Annotated in this window: 22 protein-coding genes and 1 pseudogene; 18 read left to right on the top strand and 5 right to left on the bottom strand. The window is 69.9% G+C overall.

Annotated features, from left to right (window positions below; all coding sequences use genetic code 11):
- Nucleotides 1–144 precede the first annotated feature (144 nt).
- From P0Y41_RS04050 to P0Y41_RS04040, 3 genes and pseudogenes are all read right to left on the bottom strand, one after another.
- The gene (locus P0Y41_RS04050; RefSeq protein ID WP_321170860.1) at nucleotides 145–915 is read right to left on the bottom strand and encodes a pyridoxal phosphate-dependent aminotransferase; all 771 of its coding nucleotides are present in this window, start codon (nucleotides 913–915) and stop codon (nucleotides 145–147) included.
- 449 nt (nucleotides 916–1364) lie between these two features.
- Nucleotides 1365–1817: a GIY-YIG nuclease family protein gene (locus P0Y41_RS04045; protein ID WP_284062691.1), complete on the bottom strand. Its 453-nt coding sequence runs from the start codon at nucleotides 1815–1817 to the stop codon at nucleotides 1365–1367.
- 92 nt (nucleotides 1818–1909) lie between these two features.
- Nucleotides 1910–2299: pseudogene (locus P0Y41_RS04040) on the bottom strand (methylated-DNA--[protein]-cysteine S-methyltransferase); the annotation flags it as partial.
- Between the two features lie 139 nt (nucleotides 2300–2438).
- Between P0Y41_RS04040 and P0Y41_RS04035 the strand changes: the two are divergent.
- The 12 genes from P0Y41_RS04035 (at nucleotide 2439) to P0Y41_RS03980 (ending at nucleotide 14530) form a co-directional block, all read left to right on the top strand.
- The gene (locus P0Y41_RS04035; protein ID WP_284062690.1) at nucleotides 2439–2855 is read left to right on the top strand and encodes a restriction endonuclease; all 417 of its coding nucleotides are present in this window, start codon (nucleotides 2439–2441) and stop codon (nucleotides 2853–2855) included.
- A gap of 104 nt (nucleotides 2856–2959) precedes the next feature.
- Complete coding sequence (locus P0Y41_RS04030) at nucleotides 2960–5416, top strand: DEAD/DEAH box helicase (RefSeq protein ID WP_284062689.1); 2457 nt, start codon at nucleotides 2960–2962, stop codon at nucleotides 5414–5416.
- 156 nt (nucleotides 5417–5572) lie between these two features.
- Nucleotides 5573–6862: an ABC transporter substrate-binding protein gene (locus P0Y41_RS04025; RefSeq protein ID WP_345783185.1), complete on the top strand. Its 1290-nt coding sequence runs from the start codon at nucleotides 5573–5575 to the stop codon at nucleotides 6860–6862.
- A 10-nt stretch (nucleotides 6863–6872) separates the two neighbouring features.
- Nucleotides 6873–7952: a carbohydrate ABC transporter permease gene (locus P0Y41_RS04020; RefSeq protein ID WP_284062687.1), complete on the top strand. Its 1080-nt coding sequence runs from the start codon at nucleotides 6873–6875 to the stop codon at nucleotides 7950–7952.
- Nucleotides 7949–8908, top strand: a complete 960-nt coding sequence (locus tag P0Y41_RS04015; protein WP_284062686.1) for a carbohydrate ABC transporter permease — start codon at nucleotides 7949–7951, stop codon at nucleotides 8906–8908. The genes P0Y41_RS04020 and P0Y41_RS04015 overlap by 4 nt, the downstream gene beginning before the upstream one ends.
- Nucleotides 8909–9080: 172 nt before the next feature.
- The gene (locus P0Y41_RS04010) at nucleotides 9081–10229 is read left to right on the top strand and encodes an ABC transporter ATP-binding protein (protein ID WP_284062685.1); all 1149 of its coding nucleotides are present in this window, start codon (nucleotides 9081–9083) and stop codon (nucleotides 10227–10229) included.
- Between the two features lie 127 nt (nucleotides 10230–10356).
- Nucleotides 10357–11133, top strand: coding sequence for a pirin family protein (locus P0Y41_RS04005; protein ID WP_284062684.1), 777 nt, complete (start codon nucleotides 10357–10359; stop codon nucleotides 11131–11133).
- Nucleotides 11134–11218: 85 nt separating this feature from the next.
- Entirely contained in the window at nucleotides 11219–11818 is a 600-nt protein-coding gene (sod, locus tag P0Y41_RS04000; RefSeq protein WP_284062543.1) for a superoxide dismutase [Mn], read from the top strand.
- A gap of 165 nt (nucleotides 11819–11983) precedes the next feature.
- Nucleotides 11984–12685 carry an MBL fold metallo-hydrolase gene (locus P0Y41_RS03995; protein WP_284062683.1) on the top strand — a complete coding sequence of 234 codons (702 nt, stop codon included), beginning with the start codon at nucleotides 11984–11986 and terminating at the stop codon, nucleotides 12683–12685.
- Between the two features lie 88 nt (nucleotides 12686–12773).
- Nucleotides 12774–13235, top strand: coding sequence for a cupin domain-containing protein (locus P0Y41_RS03990; RefSeq protein ID WP_284062682.1), 462 nt, complete (start codon nucleotides 12774–12776; stop codon nucleotides 13233–13235).
- A gap of 84 nt (nucleotides 13236–13319) precedes the next feature.
- Nucleotides 13320–13694 (top strand): DUF5827 family protein, encoded by a 375-nt coding sequence (locus tag P0Y41_RS03985; protein ID WP_284062681.1) that lies wholly within the window; start codon nucleotides 13320–13322, stop codon nucleotides 13692–13694.
- On the top strand, nucleotides 13691–14530 hold the full coding sequence (locus P0Y41_RS03980) for an ATPase (RefSeq protein ID WP_284062680.1): 840 nt from the start codon (nucleotides 13691–13693) through the stop codon (nucleotides 14528–14530). Before P0Y41_RS03985 ends, P0Y41_RS03980 begins: the two co-directional genes overlap by 4 nt.
- Before the next feature lie 129 nt (nucleotides 14531–14659).
- Here P0Y41_RS03980 and P0Y41_RS03975 read toward each other — a convergent pair whose 3' ends face one another.
- Entirely contained in the window at nucleotides 14660–15286 is a 627-nt protein-coding gene (locus P0Y41_RS03975) for an MBL fold metallo-hydrolase (RefSeq protein ID WP_284062679.1), read from the bottom strand.
- Nucleotides 15287–15382: 96 nt separating this feature from the next.
- On the opposite strand from P0Y41_RS03975, the gene thyA reads away from it, so the two are divergent.
- From thyA to P0Y41_RS03955, 4 genes are all read left to right on the top strand, one after another.
- Entirely contained in the window at nucleotides 15383–16390 is a 1008-nt protein-coding gene (thyA, locus tag P0Y41_RS03970; RefSeq protein ID WP_284062678.1) for a thymidylate synthase, read from the top strand.
- Nucleotides 16390–16953 (top strand): dihydrofolate reductase, encoded by a 564-nt coding sequence (locus P0Y41_RS03965; protein WP_284062677.1) that lies wholly within the window; start codon nucleotides 16390–16392, stop codon nucleotides 16951–16953. Before thyA ends, P0Y41_RS03965 begins: the two co-directional genes overlap by 1 nt.
- 71 nt (nucleotides 16954–17024) lie before the next feature.
- Complete coding sequence (locus tag P0Y41_RS03960; protein ID WP_284062676.1) at nucleotides 17025–18035, top strand: lamin tail domain-containing protein; 1011 nt, start codon at nucleotides 17025–17027, stop codon at nucleotides 18033–18035.
- Nucleotides 18036–18083: 48 nt separating this feature from the next.
- Nucleotides 18084–18491, top strand: coding sequence for a tautomerase family protein (locus P0Y41_RS03955; RefSeq protein ID WP_284062675.1), 408 nt, complete (start codon nucleotides 18084–18086; stop codon nucleotides 18489–18491).
- Between the two features lie 14 nt (nucleotides 18492–18505).
- Here P0Y41_RS03955 and P0Y41_RS03950 read toward each other — a convergent pair whose 3' ends face one another.
- On the bottom strand, nucleotides 18506–19258 hold the full coding sequence (locus tag P0Y41_RS03950) for a class I SAM-dependent methyltransferase (protein WP_284062674.1): 753 nt from the start codon (nucleotides 19256–19258) through the stop codon (nucleotides 18506–18508).
- A 133-nt stretch (nucleotides 19259–19391) separates the two neighbouring features.
- On the opposite strand from P0Y41_RS03950, the gene P0Y41_RS03945 reads away from it, so the two are divergent.
- On the top strand, nucleotides 19392–19781 hold the full coding sequence (locus P0Y41_RS03945; RefSeq protein WP_284062673.1) for a DUF7522 family protein: 390 nt from the start codon (nucleotides 19392–19394) through the stop codon (nucleotides 19779–19781).
- A 46-nt stretch (nucleotides 19782–19827) separates the two neighbouring features.
- Nucleotides 19828–20520 (top strand): YqjF family protein, encoded by a 693-nt coding sequence (locus tag P0Y41_RS03940; protein ID WP_284062672.1) that lies wholly within the window; start codon nucleotides 19828–19830, stop codon nucleotides 20518–20520.
- Nucleotides 20521–20557: the final 37 nt, after the last annotated feature.

The raw sequence follows: 20557 nt of genomic DNA, 5'->3' as shown, positions 1-20557 counted from the left end.
CCCGGCCTTCGGCGACCCTGATGAGACAATCGGTTGACCTGTGAGGGTAAAAACATCCGTCAGACGCACGCATGACGCGGCGGAATCGTTCACGGTGTGTCGAACAGCAGGTCGTGGCCACATCCGTCGGGTAGCAGATCCCGCCTACAACTCGTCTAACACCCGTCCGAACGCGTCGAGCGCGGCCGCGCAGTCGTCGGGAGCGCGCCCCAGCGAGACGCGCACGCCGGCGTCCAACTCGAAGAACCGGCCAGGGACGACGAGGACCCCCGCCTCCCAGGCGGCCTCGCTCACCGCGTCGCCGTCGGCGCGCTCGTGTTCGAGGTACGCGAATGGCGACCCCGCTTCGACGGTTCCCACGAGATCGTCGCGGTCGGCGACGAACGCGGCAAGGAGGTCGTGGTTCTGACGACAGTGGTCGCGGGCGTCGGCGACCAGGTCGTCGCGGTGGGCGAAGAACCGCCGGGCGAGCGCGACGGTGGGCGCGGCGAGCCCGGGGACGTGCTGTTCCACCTCTCGCGCGCGCTCAACGAACTCCTCGGGTCCGGTGATCCAGCCGACACGGAGGCCGGCTAGGCCGTGGAACTTCGTGAGCGACCCGACGGTGACCGTCGCCGGCAGTCCGGCGCCTGTCGGTCCGCCGAAGGCGCCGCCGGGGGGTTCGTCGTCGCTACTACCGACAGTGTAGGGGGCGTACACCTCGTCGACGAGCAGGTACCCGTCGTGGTCGGCCACGACCTCGGCGGTCGCAGCCAGCGTCGCGCGATCGGTCAGCGTGCCGGTCGGGTTGTGCCGGTTGGTCACCGTGACGTGCGCGAGCGGCCCCGACAGGTCGGGGGCGGCGGCCGCGACGCGGTCCGGCTCGAGCCCGTATTCCGGGCCGGGTCGACGGAAGCGCGCGACGCCACTGCCGATCCCGCGCGGCGTCTCGACCAGCGGCTCGTAGCCCGGTTTCTCGACGAGCGCGCACGGACGGGGACCGTCCTCCTCGGTTCGGCCGCCGTCGGTCGCGTCGCCATCGTCGCGCTCGCTGGCGAGCGCGGCGGCGGTCGCGGCCGCGAGAAACCCCCGTGGGTGGCGCCCGCCGTGAGCAGCACATTCGCCTCGTCGAGGCCGTACTCGGCGGCAACCCGCTCGCGCAGCGATCGATCGGTCTCCGGCTCCGAGAGCCCGCGGAGCCGGGGCGGCACGGGATCGTCCGGGTCGCCGTCCGGCAGGCGTCTGAGATCACTGGTGCCGAGGTCGTGCTCGGCGGCTTCGGGGCGCCCCTCGATCCACTGCAGGTACGCGAGCGGCGGGAACATACCGTCGGGTACGCGGCCGCCCGCAAAAGCGCTCCGTCAGCGGCCGGACGAGCCAGCGGTTCACTCGCGGATCGCGTCGTGCTCCCGGAGCCCGTCGTACGCCGCCGTCACGGATGATTCGGCGGCGGCGACGCCCTCGAACCGCGCGAGGTGGGACGCGCAGTCGCAGTCGGAGGCTCCGAACCCGGCGACCGGGTCGCGCTCGGCGGCCGCGTCCGCGACCGTGCACGCGAGGCGACACTCCTCGTCACGGCCGCCGCTGAGGCGTTCGACGGCCGGGAGCGACACCGCTTCGTGGCCGCCGAGGTAGTCGACGTGCCAGTGTCGCACGTCGTGCTCGCCGGCGGCGACCCGACGGTGGCGGTCGATCCGCGAGAAGCCGCCGGCGCCCAGCGCGCTCCCCGTGTAGGCGTACGCCCCCGCGGACAGTTCCCGAACGCCGAGCGCGCCGACTTCGACGGATATCGGGTCGGGGACAGCGAACACCAGCGTGTAGGTGCCGGCCTCGCTCATCGGTCGGGTCCGGCGTCTTCGTCGGCTCCGCCACTCGAGTCGGCCCCCGAGCCCCGATCGGCCGCGCGACCGCCGCCGTCGAGCGTGGCCTGCACGGAGTCGCTCCGCTCGTGGTCGAGCAGGTGTCGCTTGAGCTCGGGGCCGCCCTCGGCGGAGAAGCCGCCGAGCCCCTCGACGGCGACGACGCGGTGACACGGAACGATCAGCGGGACGGGATTGCGTCCGCAGGCCGCGCCGACCGACTGGGGCGCGTTGTCGAGGTCGGCGGCGATGTCGCCGTAGGTCCGCGTCTCCCCGTAGGGGATGGTCGCCATCGCGCCCATCACCCGCCCGGTGAAGCCGTCGGGGTACCGGACCGGGAGGTCGAACGCGGTCCGGTTCCCCTCGCGGTACTCGCGCGCCTGCCGCCTGATCTCCTCGGTCTCGGCGCCGACGTACGACGCGTCGATCGTAAGCCGCCCGCCGGGGACCGCGAGCGTCACCGGGTCGTCGTACGCCGCTCGCTTCGCCGTCGGGTCCATACCGGTGGTGACGGCGGGGCCGTAATCAACCCAGCGGCGATCGGGGGACCGGCGGGCCGAACCGATGCGGTTTTTCGCCACCGCGCCACAAAACGGACACGTGCGCCACCCGGCCGACCGACTCGCCGCGCTCCCCGACGAAGAGTTCGCCGCCTTCGCCGAGCGGCTGGGCGGTATCTGGCCCGAGTACGAGGCGACGGTCGCGCCAGCGACCCCCGACGGGACCGTCGAGCTGTCGCTCGTGCGCGAGGGGGCGGACGCCCCGGACGAGCGGGCGGTCGTCAGCTTCCGACGCACGCCCGTGACCCTGGACGACGTGAACGAGTTCGCGGCGTTCGCGGCCGAGCGGGGGCTCTCCTTCGCCGTGCTCGCGACCGTCGACGAGGTCGACGCGGACGCGACCCGCCGCGCCCGCGCCGCGCCCGTCGACGTGTACGACGGCGTCGGCCTCGTCGCGCTGGCCCGCGACGCCGGCGTCGCGCTCCCGGCGGCCGACGGCGGCGACGACCGCGAGTGAGTCGGGGCGTCTCCGACTCGCGGGCGGGACGCCCCTGAGCCGTCAGGGGTCGGACCCGGACCGACCGCAACCGGTAAGCGCGCCAGCCCCCATCCACGATCACCGTGGACGACACCGTCGAGTGGCTCCGCTCGCGACCCTACTACGAGGACCAGATCGCCGACCGGCGGACCCTTCCCGGTCGCGAGGCGTCCGTCGCCGACGTGGAACTGGAGCCCCGACTCGCGAGCGCGCTCGCAGACGAAGGGATCGAGTCGCTGTACGACCACCAGTCGCGCGCCGTCGAGGCGATCCGCGACGGCGACGACGTGGTGCTCGCGACGCGCACCGCCAGCGGGAAGTCGCTCGCGTACACCGTCCCGGCGTTCGAGCGGGCGATGGACCACGGCGGTCGCACCCTCTATCTCGCCCCGCAGAACGCGCTCATTGCCGATCAGGAGGAGTCGCTCTCGGACCTGGCGCACGGACTCGGGTTCGGGTCTCGCGTCTCCGTCGAGCAGTACACCGGGCGGCTGTCGAAGGCGAAGAAGCGCGACGTGCGCGACCGCCAGCCGACCGTCCTCCTCTCGAACCCGGACATGCTCCACTACGGGCTGCTCCCGTGGGCGTACAAGCACTGGGAGTGGTTCTTCGGGTCCCTGGAGACGGTCGTCATCGACGAGGTGCACGGCTACCGGGGCGTGTTCGGCAGCCACGTCGCGCTCGTGGTGCGCCGACTGAACCGCATCTGCGAGCGCTACGGCGCCGACCCGCAGTTCGTGTGCTGTTCGGCGACCATCGGAAACCCCGTCGAACACGCCGCGCGAGTGACCGCTCGCCCCGAGTCGAATTTCACGCTCGTCGACGAGGACGCCTCCGCGCGCGGGCCGCGCCACTGGCTGCTGTGGAACCCGGCGGAGTACGAAGGTCGGCAGGCGGACCAGCAATCCGGTCGACGGCGGTCGAGCCACACCGAGACGAAGCGACTGTTCTGTGATCTGGTACAGGAGGGGTACCAGACGCTCGTGTTCACCCGCGCGCGCCAGACCGCCGAGCGCTACGCGAGCGACTCCGCGAAGGAGCTGCGCCAGCGCGGCGAACACGACCTCGCGGGACAGATCGAGGCGTATCAGGCGAGCCTGACGGACGAGCGTCGCCGGGAGATCGAATCGGGGCTGCACTCCGGCGACGTGGCCGGCGCGTGGTCGACGAACGCGCTGGAGCTCGGCGTCGACGTGGGCGGCCTCGACGCCGTGATCCTCGACGGCTACCCCGGAACCCGGATGTCGGCGTTCCAGCAGTCCGGCCGCGCCGGCCGCGGCGCCGACGACGCGCTCGTGGTCATGGTCGCCGGCGAGGACCAACTGGACCAGTACCTCGTCAATAACCCCGACGACCTGTTCGAGGGCGACCCCGAGCGCGCGATGGTCGACCCCGAGAACGGGGAGTTGCTGCCGAGCCACGTCGCCAGCGCGGCCGACGAGAACTGGCTGCGCCCCGAGGACGAGTCGCACTTCGGCGACTCCTTCGAGTCGATCGTCGAGTCGCTGGAGGCCGACGGCACCCTCGAACGGATGGACACCTCCCGCGGGGTTCGCTGGACGTACGACGGCCCCGGGAGCGCACAGCACTCGATGAGCCTCCGGACGATCGACGACCGCGAAATCGACCTGATGGACGCCCGGAGTAGCGACGTGATCGCGTCGCTCTCGTTCGGCGACGCCCTGCGCGACGCCCACCCGGGCGCGGTCTACCACCACCAGGGCGAAACCTACGAGGTCGACGAGCTGGACCTCGATCGCGACGTGGCCCGATTGCGGCCGACCTGGGCCGACTACTACACCCGGGTGCTGACGGACAAGGACGTGGTCGTGAACGAGGACCTGCGGAGCCGCCCGCTCGACGCCCGCGAGGACACCGAGGTGCGGTTCGCCGACGTGACCGTGACCGAGCAGATCACGGGGTTCGAGCGCAAGGACGGCTCCACCGGCGAGACGATCGGGTCGCAGGCGCTCGACCTCCCGGAGACGACGTTACGGACGCGGGCGCTGTACTACACCGTCCCCTCGGACGTGGAGCGAGAGATGCGCGAACTGGCGAGCGAGGCCGAGCGAAGCGAGGTCTCGAACCGAGCGGGGGGCGACGCGACCCGCGAGTCCGCCGAAGCCGGGCGGAGCGACGCGGGCTTCAACGGCGGCATCCATGCCGCTGAACACGGCTCCATCTCGCTGATGCCGCTGGACCTGCTGTGTGACCGTGCGGACATCGGCGGCGTGTCGACGCCGTTTCACCCACACACGGGACAGTCGACCGTGTTCATCTACGACGGCTACCCCGGCGGCGTGGGGCTGACGCGGGAGTCGTACCGCGACGCCGACCGTCTGCTCGCGCGGACGGCGCGCCTGATCGCCGCCTGCGACTGCGCCGGCGGCTGTCCCGCCTGCGTCCAGTCGCCCCACTGCGGCAACGCGAACGAACCGCTCTCGAAGCCGGAGGCGGTCACCCTGCTGAACGCCCTCGCCGGAACCGACGAGTCGATCCCCGGAACGCCGTCAAGCGACGGCGCGGCCGGCGCACGCTGACGCCGAGTCCCGTCACCGTTCCCGCAGCGTTGGACCCGTGAATTCGAGAGGTACAACGACTGTTGTACCAAAATTTCATTCGCAGTGGAGTAAATATCGACAAGTCTTAAGTACTCGCTACCGAAATCGTGAGCTGACTCCACGCACGGAGGAACGATGATGAAGGACACGGAACTCAACCGACGAGACGTACTGAAAGGCGCGGGCGCCCTCGGGGCTGCCGGCATGGTCGGACTGGCGGGCTGTTCGGGCATGGGCGGCGGTGGCGGCGGCGACGCGCCGGTCGAGGTGCTTCACGGCTGGACCGGCGGCGACGGCGCGACGGCCGCCGAGGCGCTTGAGGAGGCGTTCAACGAGGAGTATCCGGACACGGAACTGGACATGAACCCCATCGGCGGGGGCGGCAACCAGAACCTCGACGCGGTCGTGGCTAACCGGCTGCAGAACGACAACCCGCCGAGTTCGTTCGCGAACTGGCCGGGCCCCAACCTCGCGCGCTACGAGGGCGTGCTGGGTGACGTTTCCGACCTCTGGGATGAGGCGGGCTTCACCGACAGTCACGTGCAGGAGGCGGTCGATCTCCACCAGTACAACGGCGCGTTCCGCGCCGTCCCGCTGGGTTCCCACCGGCTGAACTGCCTGTTCTACAACACCTCGGTCGTCGAGGATGCGGGCGTCGACCCGTCCTCGCTGAACAGCGTCTCCGCGCTCGTCGACGCGCTGGAGACGGTCGCCAGCGAGACGGACGCGACCCCGATGACGCACGGCGGCAGCGGCACCTGGACGAAGACGCAGCTGTTCGGCGTCACGCTCCTCGGGCAGGCCGGCTACGACGAGTACATGAACTTCGTCGAGGGCGACCCGTCGCGCGACGCCATCCAGGGCGCCTTCGAGTCGCTGGCGACGATCTTCGAGAACTACATCAACGACGACTCCGCCTCGATCGGGCTGACGGAGTCGAACCAGAACATCATCGACGGCGAGGCGGCGTTCATCCACCAGGGTAACTGGGCGGCCGGCGCCTACCGCAACGCCGACGACTTCGAGTACGAGAGCGACTGGGGCTTCACGACGTTCCCCGGCACCGAGGGCATGTACACCCTCCACTTCGACTCGTTCCTCTACCCGTCGAACAACCCGAGCCCCGAGAACACGCGGACGTGGCTGGAGTTCGTCGGCGGCGAGGCCGCACAGGTCGCGTTCAACCAGTACAAGGGCTCGATCCCGACCCGGACGGACGTCGACATGAGCGAGTTCGGGCCGTACCTCCAGCAGACGGCCGAGGACTTCGCCGACGCCGACCAGCGTCCGCCGAACATCCAGCACGGGCTTGGTATCACGGCCGACCAGCGGTCCTCGCTGAACGACGTGATCTCCAGCGAGTTCACCGGCCCCTACAACGTCGAGGCCGCGACCGACGGCTTCATCGACGCCGTCAGTAACTGAGCGCGTTCCCATGCGCGATTTTCTTTCGACGGCTCGAACCAGGCTCCGGCGCGCCGCGGACGGTGACGCCGACAGTGACGACGTCGGCGCTGGTTCCGAGCGCGACGACGACCCGGTTTCGACCGGCGACGCGGCCGCGACCGAAGCGGGGGCAGTCGTGACCGACGGCGGCACCGCCGCCGGCGGCGACGGCTTCCGAGACCGACTCAACGAGCGGTTCGGAGAGGACTTCACCGAGTCCGCCCCCTTCTGGCTGCCGCCGTTCCTGCTGGTCGGGCTGTTCGTCTACGGCGCGATCGCGTGGAACTTCGTCATCTCGCTGACCGACTACAAGGGGTTCGTCGGCCCGGACTACTCCGACCTCGACTTCGAGATGTACGTCCGAGCGGTCAACGACTCGGGCGTCATCGACGCGACGGTCAACACGTTCCTGTTGGTCGTCGGGTTCACCACGGTCGCGCTCGCCGTCGGGCTGGTGCTTGCGATCCTCATCGACCGGAACATCCGGTTCGAGAACACGTTCCGCACCATCTACCTGCTGCCGATGAGTCTCTCGTTTGTCGTGACGGCGCAGTTCTGGCTGTGGATGTACAACTTCAACAACGGCGTCGTCAACATCGCCCTCGGCACCGTGGGGATCGGCCCGGTCGACTGGATCGGGAACTCCTCGCTCGTCTTATGGGCGGTGGTGTTCGCGCTCGTGTGGCAGTTCTCGGGGTACACGATGGTCGTGTACCTCGCGGGGCTGCGCGCGATCCCGACCGAGCACTACGAGGCCGCCCGCGTCGACGGCGCGTCGACGCTGAAGATGTACTGGCGGGTGATCATCCCGCAGCTGAAGGGGTCGACGATCAGCGCCGCCATCGTCCTGATGGTGTTCGCGCTGAAGGCATTCGACTTCCTGTACTCGCTCGTCAGCGGCTACCGGCCGCCCAACGGGGCGGACATCCTCGCGACCAAGATGGTGCGTGAGGCGTACAGCACGAACAACTGGGCGTACGCGTCGGCGATCGCGATCATCCTGTTCTTGATGGCGCTGTCGATCATCGGCCCGTACCTCTACTACGAGTACAATCAGGGGAACCTATGAGCGACGCATCACACGAGGACTCCGACCCGACAGATCCGACCGACTCGACCGGCGTCGCGGCCCGCGTCCGCGACGACCTCGCGGCGCTCGACGGCTACCGCGTGGCGCTGTACGCCGCGATCATCGGGATGACGGTGTTCTTCCTGACACCGATCGAATCCGGGCTCGTCACCGCGTTCAAGACGAACCCCGGCGGGATCAGCTCGACGCTGCCGTTCGCGCCGCCGCCGCCGCGCTTTTTCACGCTGGAGAAGTGGCAGACGGCGATCGCGGCGCTGGGTCGCGGCATGGTCAACAGCGCGCTGTACGCCGTGCCCGCGACGATCATTTCCGCCCTGTTCGGGAGCTTCGCCGCCTACGGCCTGACGCAGGCCGACTGGCGGGCCCGCTACAAGGCGCCGGTGCTGGCGATGCTCGTCGCCGGGATCTTCATCCCGTACCAGGCGGTGCTCGTCCCCCTCTCGCAGTTCTGGGGCGCCGTGCCGCTGGCGGAGCTGTTGACTCCGCTGTGGGTGCTCGGAGTCCCGCAGTCGTACGTCGGGCTGGTCGAACTGACGATCACCCACGTCGCGTACGGCATCCCGATCTGCATGGTGCTGTTCCGGTCGTACTACCGGAACGTGAGCGAGGAGATGATCGAGGCGGCGCGCCTCGACGGGGCGACGTTCCGTCGGGTGTACCGCCGCATCGTCTTCCCGATCTCGACGCCGATGTTCGCGGTCGTGCTCATCTACCAGTTCACGCAGATCTGGAACGACCTGCTGTTCGCGCTCATCCTCGTGTCCACCGAGTCGAGCCCGGCCGCCCCGGTCGTGCTCATCCTCGCGGGACTCGGGGAGTCGATGGAGGGACAGGACTTCGCGCTCCGGATGGCCGGGGCGTTCGTCGCCGCGCTCCCGACGCTCATCGTGTACATCATGTTCGGCGAGGAGTTCGCCGAAGGGGTGGCCACGTGACGGCGGCTCCGAGCGCGACAGCGACGGCGACGACGCCGTCGACGGAGATGCCGCGGCGGTGTGTGCGGGTGACCGCACGCCGCCGGACCGCAACACCGACGGTACGCGCCGTCGGAGCGACCGATCACGACCGACTGACCCGCGCTCGCGGGCCACACGGGGGACTCTGATAATGGCTGAACTCGAACTCGACGACGTACGGAAGGTGTTCACAGACGACGACGGCTCCGAAATCGTCGCCGTCGACGACGTGACGGTCGACATCGAGGACGGCGAGTTCCTCGTCCTCGTCGGGCCGTCGGGCTGCGGGAAGTCGACGACGCTGCGGATGGTCGCCGGGCTGGAGACGGTCACCAGCGGCGATATCCGCCTCGGCGGGCGGTCCATCGTGGGCCAGAAGCCGCAGGACCGGGACATCGCGATGGTGTTCCAGTCGTACGCGCTGTACCCGCACATGACCACCCGGGAGAACATGTCATTCGGACTGGAGGAGTCCACCGACATGGCCGACGCGGAGATCGACGAGCGCGTCGAGAACGCCGCCGACCTGCTCGACATCCCGGAGCTGCTCGACCGAAAGCCGTCGGAGCTGTCCGGCGGCCAACAGCAGCGCGTGGCGCTCGGGCGGGCGATCGTCCGCGAGCCCGAGGTGTTCCTGATGGACGAGCCGCTGTCGAATCTCGACGCGAAGCTCCGCTCACAGATGCGCACGGAGCTCCAGCGAATCCAGGAGGACCTCGACACGACGACGGTCTACGTCACCCACGACCAGACGGAGGCGATGACGATGGGCGACCGGATCGCGATTCTCGACGGCGGCGAACTCCAACAGGCGGGGACGCCGCTGGAGTGCTACCACCGCCCGGCGAACCGTTTCGTCGCGGGGTTCATCGGCGAGCCGTCGATGAACTTCTTCGAGGCGACCGTCGAGGGCGACCGGTTGGTCACGGACCGCTTCGACTACCCGCTGACGGCCGAGATGCGCGAGGCCGTCGAAGGTGCCGCGGGCGTGACTCTCGGCGTCCGTCCGGAGGACATCGAGGTCACGGCCGACGACCAGGCGGCCGGCGACGACGAGTTCGCCACCGTGGTCGACGTCGTCGAGCCGATGGGGAACGAGAACGCCGTGTACCTCGGGTTCGACGGGGACGCGACGGACACGTTCGTCGCGACCGTCGGCGGCATGCGCCGCATCGACGCCGGCGAGTCCGTCGTCGCGCGGTTCCCGTCGGACGCGGTCCACCTGTTCGACGCCACGAGCGGCGACGCGCTACACAACCGCTCGCTGGAGGACGCCAACGACGCCGAGCCGCGGATCTGACGATCGGCGCGCGCTCGGTTTTTCACGACGCTCGTTGCCTGCTCCCGGCGACCTTCCAGCGACCTTCCGGCGACGCGGGCGTTATCCCCGACGGTCGACTCGGTGTCGGCATGGAGGCGATCAGTCGATGACCGATCCCGAGCGACTCGACCACGCCGGGCCGATTCCCGGTGGACGCGTCCGCCACGGCACGGGCGTGAACTCGACGCGCGCGTTCCCCACGGAGGCACACCCGTCGCACCGCGACCCGTTCGTCCTGTTCGAGCGGTTCTACATCGACCCCGACGCGGGGTTCCCGATGCATCCGCACCGCGGGTTCGAGATCGTCTCGTACATGCTCGACGGTGGGATGGAACACGAGGACTCGCTGGGCGTGTCACACACCGCTCGCGAGGGCGACGCGATGCGGATCACGACCGGCGGCGGCATCCGGCACTCCGAGTTCCCGGCTGACGGCGCCGCCTGCAACGGCCTCCAGCTGTGGGTGAATCTCCCGCGCGAACACAAGGAGGTCGAGGCCGACTACGCGGACGCCGCGGCCGCTGATCTCCCGACCGCGACCGAGGACGGCGCGACCGTGACGACGGTCGTCGGTGACGGCTCTCCGCTCGAACTCCACACGCCGATGGAGTACCTCGACGCCCGCGTAGACGACGCGTGGACCTGGACGGTTCCCGACGGCTGGACCGGCTTCGCCTTCGGCGTCGCCGGCGCGGGCACGGTCGATGGCGACCGGTTCGAGACCGGCGACGTGGTTCCGATCGAGGACGGACGAACGGCCGAGTTCGCTCCCGATGATTCGGGGGCCGACTCCGACGGTGACGACGCGGGATTGCGCGTCGTCTGCGTCGCCGGGGAACCGCACGAGGAACCGATCCGCCAGCGCGGTCCGTACGTGTTGTGAACGGTTCGTACGTCCTGTCGGAATCGCTACGTAAAACCGATTCAGGGAACGCTCTTTTGCCAGAGGGTCCTACGGTGGGACGCACATGAGCTACGAACTCGATCCGTTGCCGTACGACTACGACGCGCTGGAGCCGCACATTAGTGAGCAGGTGTTGACGTGGCATCACGACACCCATCACCAGGGCTACGTCAACGGCTGGAACTCGGCTGAGGAGACGCTCGAACAGAACCGCGAGGCCGGCGAGTTCGGTTCCTCGGCGGGCGCGATCCGGAACGTGACGCACAACTCTTCGGGGCACATCCTGCACGACCTGTTCTGGCAGAACATGAGCCCGGAGGGCGGCGACGAGCCGTCGGGCGCGCTCGCTGACCGGATCGCCGAGGACTTCGGGAGCTACGAGGCGTGGAAGGGCGAGTTCGAGGCCGCCGCCGGCAACGCGTCGGGCTGGGCGCTGCTCGTCTACGACACGTTCTCGAACCAACTGCGCAACGTCGTCGTCGACAAGCACGACCAGGGCGCAATCTGGGGCGGCCACCCGATCCTCGCGCTGGACGTGTGGGAGCACTCCTACTACTACGACTACGGCCCCGCCCGCGGCGACTTCGTCTCCGCGTTCTTCGAAGTCGTCGACTGGACCGAACCCAGCGCCCGCTACGAACAGGCCCGCGAACTCTTCGAGTAAGCTGGCGACGACGAACGGGTCCGGAGGGATCCAAGCAGAGCACTCGACTTCTTTCGCCCCCGATCTGCCAGCGACAGCGCCATGCTTGCTGCGGTGCAGCCGCGTCGCCCGGCTCCCGCGTCTGCGACACCCACAGTTACCCCGTCGGGACCCGAACGACCGCGCATGAAACTCGCGGACGGCGTGTACACCCTAGAGTTGACGATGGAGCGTGAGAACGGCACGGCGTCGTTCCATCCGGTGGCCGTCGAGACCCCGCGTGGCCCCCTACTGGTCGACACGGGGCTCCCGGGACAGGCCGACCAGGTGGCCGACGCGCTGGCGGCCCACGGCCTCGATCTCGCGGACGTCTGGGCCGTGGTGCTCACGCACCACGACGGCGACCACGCGGGCGGACTGGCGGCGGTTCGCGAGCGCGCCGCCGACCCCGCCGTGTACGCCCACGAGGCCGCGACGCCGTACGTCGACGGTCGGGAGTTCCCGATCAAGAGCGACCCCGACGGTGAACGGTACGACCCCGTTCCGGTCGACGTGGAGATCCAGGACGGCGTGACGTTCAGGACCGATGCGGGGCCGATGCGGGCGGTGTTCACGCCCGGCCACGCGCCCGGACACCTCGCGTTTCACCTCCCCGAGTCCGGCGTGCTGCTCGCGGCCGACGCGCTCCGGGGCGACGACGGCGATTTGATCAGCCCGGCGGAGCACTTCACGCCGGACATGGCCGAGGCGACGCGATCGGTGGGTCGGCTCGCCGAGTTAGGGAGGGACCTGGAGACGACCCACTGCTATCACGGCGGCACCGTCGACGCCGGAATCCCCGAGATCGAGGCGGTACACGAGTCGCTGGCGGCCGAACACCTGGGGTGAGAATCGGAAGCGGAGACTGAGGCGGAGCCGGCGACGCGGGGTTCCGCCGCCGGACGATTCATGTCGCCGCCGACCGAGACCCCGACCGATGGAACACATCGACATCGACGAAGCCGACACGGGCGGATTCGGCAGGGACGTGGAGATGCGCCGACTCACCGACGCACTCGGCGCCGAGGACATGGCGATCAACCACTACCGCCTCGACCCGGACGAGGGGTTCTCCGGCGGGATGCACACCCACCTCGACCAGGAGGAGGTGTTCGTGGTCCTCTCGGGCACGGCGACGTTCGAGACGGAGGACGGTGCCGTCGAGGTCGGCGAGGGCGAGGCGATCCGGTTCGCACCCGGGGAGTACCAGACCGGGAGCAACGAGGGCGACGAGCCCGTCGAGGCGCTCGCGCTCGGCGCGCCGGCCGACTCGACGGAGGTTCGCGTCCCGGCCACGTGTCGCGAATGCGGGCACGAAGCGCTCGCAGCGGTCCCCGGCGACGACGGCATGGAGTTCGTCTGTCCCGAGTGCGGGACCGAAGCGGACCTCCCGACGTAGGCCGACCGCTCGACGCGGATCGCCGGCGATCGCGGTCGCTCCCGACCCGTCGCGTTTTAGCGCCGCCGCGAGCTACGGCCCCGTATGCCGATCGAGAAATCGGAGTTCACCGGACTGTACCCGTGTGACTTCTACACGCCCGCGGAGCTGTTCGAACCGGACCGGATGTACACCGTCACGGAGATCGCCCGGCTCCTCCAGGGGCTGGAGCCGGACGCAGCGATCGACGAAGAGACCGAGGAGGTGCTGCTCGACTGGGCGATCCCGTGGGTCATGACGAACGCCGAGGACCTCGTCGTCGCGGAGCCGCGTACCGACGACGAGCCGGGGTACTACGGGCTGCGACGCCCCGAGGATCTCGCCGACGACGGCGGCGACGGCGACGACGACAATGGCACGCCCGAGGGCGCGGACGGGACTGCCGACGCAGCCGAGGACGCGTCCGCGGACGAGCAGTGAGGCTCCTCGTCGCCGGCGCGGACCCGGTGGACGCGGGCAAGACCACGTTCGCGGTCGGCCTGGCCGCGAGACTCCGCGCCGACGGTTCGCAGCCGCGCGTGTTCAAGCCCCGCGCCGGCAACGACCGCTGGTTCGACCACGACGACGTGCGCCGCGCCGCGGGCGACGGACGCCTCTACGGGAAAGACATCGATCGACTCCTCCGGGCGGCCGACAGCGACGCGTCCCACGAGCGTCGGAATCCGATCCACCGCCTCTGGCGACCGACGCCGGGCGAAACGGGACTGCTCGGCGAGTCCGGCCGAACGTTCCTCGTCGACCGCGTTCGGACCGCCGACGGCGACGAGTGGGTCGTGAACGGAGCGACCGACCTCCCCGATCCGCTCCGAGCTGATCTCCCGCTCGCAGACGCCCGCCGCGTCGACTCGGTTCGAGCGTTCAACGACGCGATGCGCGAGCGACACCTCCCCGCGCTCGACCGGCTCGCGGACGATGTTCAGACGGCGGGCAGAGACGGCATCGCGCTCGTGGAGTCGTACGGCGACGTTGCGATGCCGCTTCGCGGGGTCGAGTTCGACGCCGTCGCCGTCGTCGACCCCGGCCGGTGTCGCATCTACGGCGGCGACCGCTGGGCGCTCGCGCGCGAGACCGCGACCGGCGACCGCGACGATGGAACCTTGGAGATCCACGTCGACCGCGTCACCGAGATGCTCGATCCCCGCTCGACACACGATCTCCGGCCGCTGACCGGCGAGGAACGGAGCGACCCCGACGCCGTCGCGTCGGCGTACCGGGAGGCGTACGGCGCGTTACTGGCGACAGCACGCGATCGGTAGCGAGCCCGGTGGCGCCGCGTCGCTGACGCAGTTCAGACGGGGCGGCTACTCCCCGTCGGTCGCCCCGTTACCGCGACCGCGCCGCTGACGCAGTTCAGCCGGGGCGGCTACTCCCCGTCGGTCGCCCCGTTACCGAGACCGCGCCGCTCGACCGGCGAGTTCCACGTGGTCGTACGGCGAGTCCAGCACGCTCGGGCCGTGGCCGACGTGGAGCTCACGGAGGCCGTCGCCGTCGAGGCGCTCTCGCACGCGGTCGATGCTCCGGATCAGCGCGTCGCGGTCGCCCTCCTCCAAGTCGGTCCGTCCGAAGCCGCCGTTCTGGAAGATCAGGTCGCCCGCGAACAGCACGCCCGCGTCCTCGTCGTACAGACAGAGGTGGTCGTTCTTGTGCCCGGGCGTGTGCAGCGCCTCGTAGCGTCCGAGGCCCAGGTCGACGCGTCCGCCGTCGGGAAGCTCGTTGTCGACGCTCGGCTGGCCCGTGTCGAAGCCCCACGTCTCGACGCCGAAGGCGTCGCACACCGCCTCGACGTTGCCGACGTGGTCGTGGTGGGTGTGCGTGAGGACCACCGCGTCGAGGTCGTCGACGCGCTCGCGGATCGCGGGGAGGATATCGAAGTTCGATCCGGTGTCGACGAGGACGCGCCGGCCCGCGTCGCCGTCGTCGGTCGTCGCGGGCGCGTCGGCGCTGGCGGGACCGGAGACGAGAAACGCGTTGCTCGTGAACGCCTGAATGCCGGCGGCGAGGTTGTGGATCACGGGCGGCGATAGGCGACGGCGGGTCTTGGGGGTTGGCGTTCCGGACGGGTGGCCGGGTTCGGTAGGTCTATCACGGACGCCCCGCGCTTCTCGCGTATGCAGCAGTACCTCTCGACCGTCGAGGACGTGCTCCGGGACGGCACCTACAAGCCGAACCGGACCGGGGTCGACACGCTCTCTGCGTTCTCGACGCACTACGAGGCCGACCTCGCCGACGGCTTCCCCCTACTCACGACGAAGGACCTCTCGGGCTTCCGCTGGCGGTCGCTCATCCACGAACTCCTGTGGTACCTCTCGGGGGAGGAGCACATCCGCGACCTCCGCGAGAAGACCGGCATCTGGGATGCGTGGGCCGACGAGGAGGGCCGCCTCGACACCGCCTACGGGCGCTTCTGGCGGCGCTACCCCGTTCCCGAGGAGGGACTGGAGGGCGAGACGTGGCCGGACGAGACCCACCGCTGGATGAACGACGACGAGCGCACGTTCGACCAACTGGCGTACGTGCTCGACACCCTCCGAGAGAATCCGAACTCTCGCCGGATCGTCGTCAACGCGTGGCACCCCGCGAACGCGACGGTCTCCACCCTTCCGCCGTGTCACTACACCTTCGTGTTCAACGTGCAGGGCGACCGGCTGAACCTCCATCTCACCCAGCGCTCGGGCGACCTCGCGCTCGGCGTCCCGTTCAACATCGCCGCCTACTCCATCCTGCTGACGGCGGTCGCCCAGCGAACCGGCTTCGAGCCCGGCACGTTCGCGCACAGCGTCGTCGACGCACACGTCTACTGCGGCACCGGCGAGCGCGGCGACTGGTACGGCGACGCGGACGCCCGGGGGATGCTCCGAGACGGCCTGGCCGACGCCGAGTCGCGCGAGGAGTACGAGCGGCTGGCCGACTGGATCGAGGAGACCGCCCCCGCGGAGGCCGACGGCGACGAAAAGAAGGACCACGTCCCCGGCCTGCTGCGGCAGCTCGGCCGCGAGCCGCGCGAGAAACCGACGCTGCGCGTCGCCGACAAGCCGCTCGACGAGCTGGCGTTCGACGACGTCGAACTGCTGAACTACGACCCGGCGCCGGGCATCGAGTTCGCGGTCGCCGAGTGATGACCGACGGGTCCGGCTCGGCCGTGGGCGGTGACGCCGGCGGCGACACCGACGCCGATGGCGACCTTCGCGTCTCGCTCATCGCCGCCGTCGCGGCCAACGGCGTCATCGGCGCCGACGGCGGGATGCCGTGGCACTTCCCCGCCGACATGCGCCACTTCAAGGAGACCACCACCGGTCACCCCGTGATCATGGGGCGACGGACGTACGAGTCGATCGCGAGCGACATCGGCGGGCCGCTCCCCGACCGCACGAACATCGTGCTCTCGCGATCGGGCCCCGATCTCCCGGACGACGTGATCGTCGCCGAATCCGTCGACGAAGCGCTCGCGGCCGCACGCGCCGACGCCGTCGCCCGAGGCGTCGCGACGGTCTACGTCGCCGGCGGCGGCGCCGTCTACGAACAGTTCCTCCCGCTGGCGGACGAACTGACGTTGACAGAAGTCCACGACTCGTACGACGGCGATACCACCTTTCCCGAGTTCGACGCCGACCACTGGCGGGAACTCGAGCGCACCGAGCGCGACGCGTTCGACTTCGTCGCCTACGAACGCCGGGAGTAGCGCGCGCTCGCCCGGCGGGGGCGCGGCATCCAGAACTGCTTTCCGCCCGCCGCACCACCCGTCAGCCACGAATGGCTCGCCCCCGTCTCGCCGCGCTCGCGTGCTGTCTCCTGCTCGTGCTGGCGGGGTGTGTCGTCGGTCCCGCGGGCAGCGACGCGACCCCCGACGGCGAGGGCACCGCGACGGCGCCGCCCGGGTCGGACGGAACGCCGGCGACCGCCGCCCCGCCGGCGGACGGACCTCGCGTCACGGTCGTCGAGGTCGTCGACGGCGACACGTTCCGGTTCGAGTACGAGAACGGCACGACCGACACCGCGCGACTCCTCGGCGTCGACACCCCAGAGGTCTACGGCGAGAACACGCCCGACGAGTTCGAGGGCGTCCCCGACACGGAGGCCGGCCGGACGTGCCTGCGCGAGTACGGCGAGCGCGCCAGCGCCTACGCGAAGAACCGCCTCCTCGGGGAGGAAGTGACGCTGGCGTTCGACGCGAACGAGCCACGCCGCGGCTACTACGATCGGCTGCTCGTGTACGTCCACCACGACGGCGGCTCGTTCAACTACGCGCTGATCGACCGAGGGCTCGCCCGCGTGTACGACTCCTCGTTCGAGCGCGGGGACGCGTTCTACGCCGCGGAGGAGCGCGCGATGACGGCGGGTCGCGGACTGTGGTCCTGCCGCGAGGGGACGCCCGGTCCCGCCGGCGACGACGAGACGACCGCAACCGCGTCCGCGACGGCGACGCCCGCAGGCGACGGGGTGGTCGTTTCACGCATCCACGCCGACGCCGAGGGCGACGACGGCGAGAACCTCAACGACGAGTACGTCGTGCTCACGAACCGCGACGAGGAGGCGGTCGACCTCTCGGGATGGACGCTGTCGGACGAGGCGGGCTTCACCTACGAGTTCCCCGACGGCACGACGCTGGCGGCGGGTGCGACTGTCACGCTCCACGTCGGCAGCGGCGAGGACACCGACTCCGACCTGTACTGGGGTCGGGGGCGACCGACGCTGAACAACGACGGCGAGACCGTGACCCTGCGCGACGCGAGCGGCACCTACGTCGCCGAGCGGTCGACCTGAGGCGGTCGACGGCGACACAGCTATCCCTCACACGCGGATCGTTTGTCTGTGCCACACCTACGCTTCGACCTCTCGGTGGCCGTCACCGACCGTGAGCGCGCGTCGTTCGCCGACTGGGTCGCGGAGACCTACGCCGAGGTCATGGACACCGGAACCGACCACGTCGGGGTGGTCGTCGTGGAAACCGACCCCCAGTTGGGCGGTGCCGACCCCGATGGTCCGGTCGCGCTCGTGAACGCGGACGTCCGCGTCGGTCGGACCGTCGAGCAGCGCCACGCGCTCGCCCGCCGGCTGACCGCCGAACTCGGTGAACGGTTCGGAATCCCGGAACAGACGGTGTACGTCGTCTTCACGGCACACGAAGGCCAGGAGTTCGTCCTCGGCGGCGACCCGCTCGAGGCGTGGGACCCGGCCGAGCGCGATGACGCGGGCGTCGGAGGCGACGACGGGGAGTGAGGAGTGCCGGGGGTTCAGGGCTTCCGCAACACCGCCTCGTAGTGGTGGTCGCTGGTGTACCGCACCGAGGCGACCGACCACTCGGAGCCGACACACGCCTCCCGGAGCACGTCGGGCGCGAACGGCCGGAACAGCAGGGCGTCGCCCACGTCCCCCTCGTACTCGAAGTGCATCACGCGGTAGCCCATTCCCGGCGTCGGGTCGGGCCGCCACCCCAGGAGATCGCGCGCGCCGTCCGCCTCGGGGTCGTAGTTGTCGAGCACGGCAACGGCGTCGTCGGTGGTCACGACCGCGAGATCGCCGAGGAACCCACGGAGGCGGTGCGGCGGGCGCGCCAGGCCGAGTTGGGTGCCGTGGGCGTAGACGGCTCTGAATCGGTCGCGGTCGAACGACTCGCGCAGCGCGAACATGTCGCCTCGAACCGCCGACGCGACGCCGCGCTCGCGCATCGTCTCCACGAGGTGAGGAGACGGTTCGAGTCCGACGGTCTCGCCGTCGTAGCGTTCCTGAAACCGGAGCACGTCGCGCCCGGCGCCCGCGCCGAGGTCGAGCAGCGGCGTCGCCACTCCATCCTCCTCGAGCGTCTCGTACACCGACTCGTCTCGCTCCTCGAAGTAGAACCGCTGGATCGGATGCTCCAACCGCTCGTCCCCGTCGACACACCACAGCGGGTCTGACTGTTCGCCGCGGTGGAAGTCACGGACCGCGCGGCCGAACGGGTCGCTGTCGGCCCCGGTATCGTCGGTCGCCGGATCGGCGGTCGACATACTCCCACCGAACGGATCGAGACGGAAAGCAGCACGTGATCAATGGTATCTCACACCGTGGGTGTGATCGGAGAGAACCGGCAAGGATGGCGGCTACCACACCGACTACCGCTGCGGCCGGCAGTCGGGTGATATGACCCAACTGCTCCCCGATGAGGCCGCGGATCGACTCGTCTCGACGTGCCGGACCACCGTCGGCGACAACGCGCGATCGGTGACGTTCTTCTCGCGCACCGACCACGAGCAGTTGTACCTGCGCGACGACCTCGAACAAGACGCCGACCTGATGGCGTTCATCGGCACCGAGCGGCAGGACTTCGCGATGGCAAGCGACGGCTACTCCGGCACGGAGTTGGGCGAGTATCGCTACACCCTGCGCGTGTTCGAAAACGGCTACGCCGTCCGCATCGACGGGCGCGACAAGGGCGTGCTCGTCACCAGCGACGGGATGGAGCTTCGCGACTTCAACCACCTCGCCAGCGCCGTCTCCGCGACGTTGGAGGAGTGGGAAGGCGAGATCTGAGCGCGACGAACCCAAGACGTTTCTCGCCCGCCCACCGAGCGCGGATATGGTCCTCCCGCTGGAGATGGGCTGGCGACACCTCCTGTTCGAGAACTGGCCGGTCGATCCCGACGTGATGGACGCGCACCTCCCCGACGGGCTCGATCCGGATACCTACGACGGCGCCGCGTGGCTGTCCGTCGTCCCGTTCACGAACGTCGCCGTCCGTCCGAAAGGTCTCCCGGCGGGGGCCGGCATCCGCCTGCCCGAGTTGAACGTTCGCACGTACGTGACCCGCGACGGCGTCCCGAGCGTCTACTTCTTCAGCCTCGACGCGCAGGGCGTCGCGAGCGTCGTCGGCGCTCGCGTGTTCCACCATCTTCCGTACTACTACGCTCGGATCTCGCTCGGTCCGGACGGTCGCGGCGGCGTCCGCTTCCGGAGCCGGCGACTTCACCCCGGTTCGCGACCGGCACGCTACGAGGCGGCGTACCGCCCGACGGGCGAGGCGTTCCGAGCCCCCGACGACCCCATGGCCGAGTTCCTCGTGGAGCGCTACCGCTTTTACACCGAGGCGCAGGACGGGTCGATCCGGTACACGGACGTGGAGCACGAGCCGTGGACGCTGTACCCCGCCGAGGCCGACGTGGACGCGAACACACTGCTGAAGTCGCACGGCTTCGCCGAGCCGGACGCCGACCCGGTGTACCACTACAGCCGCGGGCTGAACGTGGTCACCTCGCGGAGCAAGCGGTTGTAGGCCGGAACCGCCGGAGGAGCGCGACCGGCGGCGACAG

Origin of the sequence: Halobaculum halobium (assembly GCF_030127145.1) — an archaeon.
GTDB classification, from domain to species: domain Archaea; phylum Halobacteriota; class Halobacteria; order Halobacteriales; family Haloferacaceae; genus Halobaculum; species Halobaculum halobium.
The sequence above is the reverse complement of the archived record's forward strand: the minus strand, read 5'-3'. Positions and strand labels throughout refer to the sequence as shown.

Bases quoted from the DNA above. Each gene is read 5' to 3' on its own strand.
- P0Y41_RS04045 (WP_284062691.1), bottom strand. From the start codon at position 1,817: ATGAGCGAGGCCGGCACCTACACGCTGGTGTTCGCTGTCCCCGACCCG.
- P0Y41_RS04025 (WP_345783185.1), top strand. From the start codon at position 5,573: ATGATGAAGGACACGGAACTCAACCGACGAGACGTACTGAAAGGCGCG.
- P0Y41_RS04020 (WP_284062687.1), top strand. From the start codon at position 6,873: ATGCGCGATTTTCTTTCGACGGCTCGAACCAGGCTCCGGCGCGCCGCG.
- P0Y41_RS04015 (WP_284062686.1), top strand. From the start codon at position 7,949: ATGAGCGACGCATCACACGAGGACTCCGACCCGACAGATCCGACCGAC.
- P0Y41_RS04010 (WP_284062685.1), top strand. From the start codon at position 9,081: ATGGCTGAACTCGAACTCGACGACGTACGGAAGGTGTTCACAGACGAC.
- P0Y41_RS04005 (WP_284062684.1), top strand. From the start codon at position 10,357: ATGACCGATCCCGAGCGACTCGACCACGCCGGGCCGATTCCCGGTGGA.
- sod (WP_284062543.1), top strand. From the start codon at position 11,219: ATGAGCTACGAACTCGATCCGTTGCCGTACGACTACGACGCGCTGGAG.
- P0Y41_RS03995 (WP_284062683.1), top strand. From the start codon at position 11,984: ATGAAACTCGCGGACGGCGTGTACACCCTAGAGTTGACGATGGAGCGT.
- P0Y41_RS03990 (WP_284062682.1), top strand. From the start codon at position 12,774: ATGGAACACATCGACATCGACGAAGCCGACACGGGCGGATTCGGCAGG.
- P0Y41_RS03985 (WP_284062681.1), top strand. From the start codon at position 13,320: ATGCCGATCGAGAAATCGGAGTTCACCGGACTGTACCCGTGTGACTTC.
- thyA (WP_284062678.1), top strand. From the start codon at position 15,383: ATGCAGCAGTACCTCTCGACCGTCGAGGACGTGCTCCGGGACGGCACC.
- P0Y41_RS03965 (WP_284062677.1), top strand. From the start codon at position 16,390: ATGACCGACGGGTCCGGCTCGGCCGTGGGCGGTGACGCCGGCGGCGAC.
- P0Y41_RS03960 (WP_284062676.1), top strand. From the start codon at position 17,025: ATGGCTCGCCCCCGTCTCGCCGCGCTCGCGTGCTGTCTCCTGCTCGTG.
- P0Y41_RS03950 (WP_284062674.1), bottom strand. From the start codon at position 19,258: ATGTCGACCGCCGATCCGGCGACCGACGATACCGGGGCCGACAGCGAC.
- P0Y41_RS03945 (WP_284062673.1), top strand. From the start codon at position 19,392: ATGACCCAACTGCTCCCCGATGAGGCCGCGGATCGACTCGTCTCGACG.
- P0Y41_RS03940 (WP_284062672.1), top strand. From the start codon at position 19,828: ATGGTCCTCCCGCTGGAGATGGGCTGGCGACACCTCCTGTTCGAGAAC.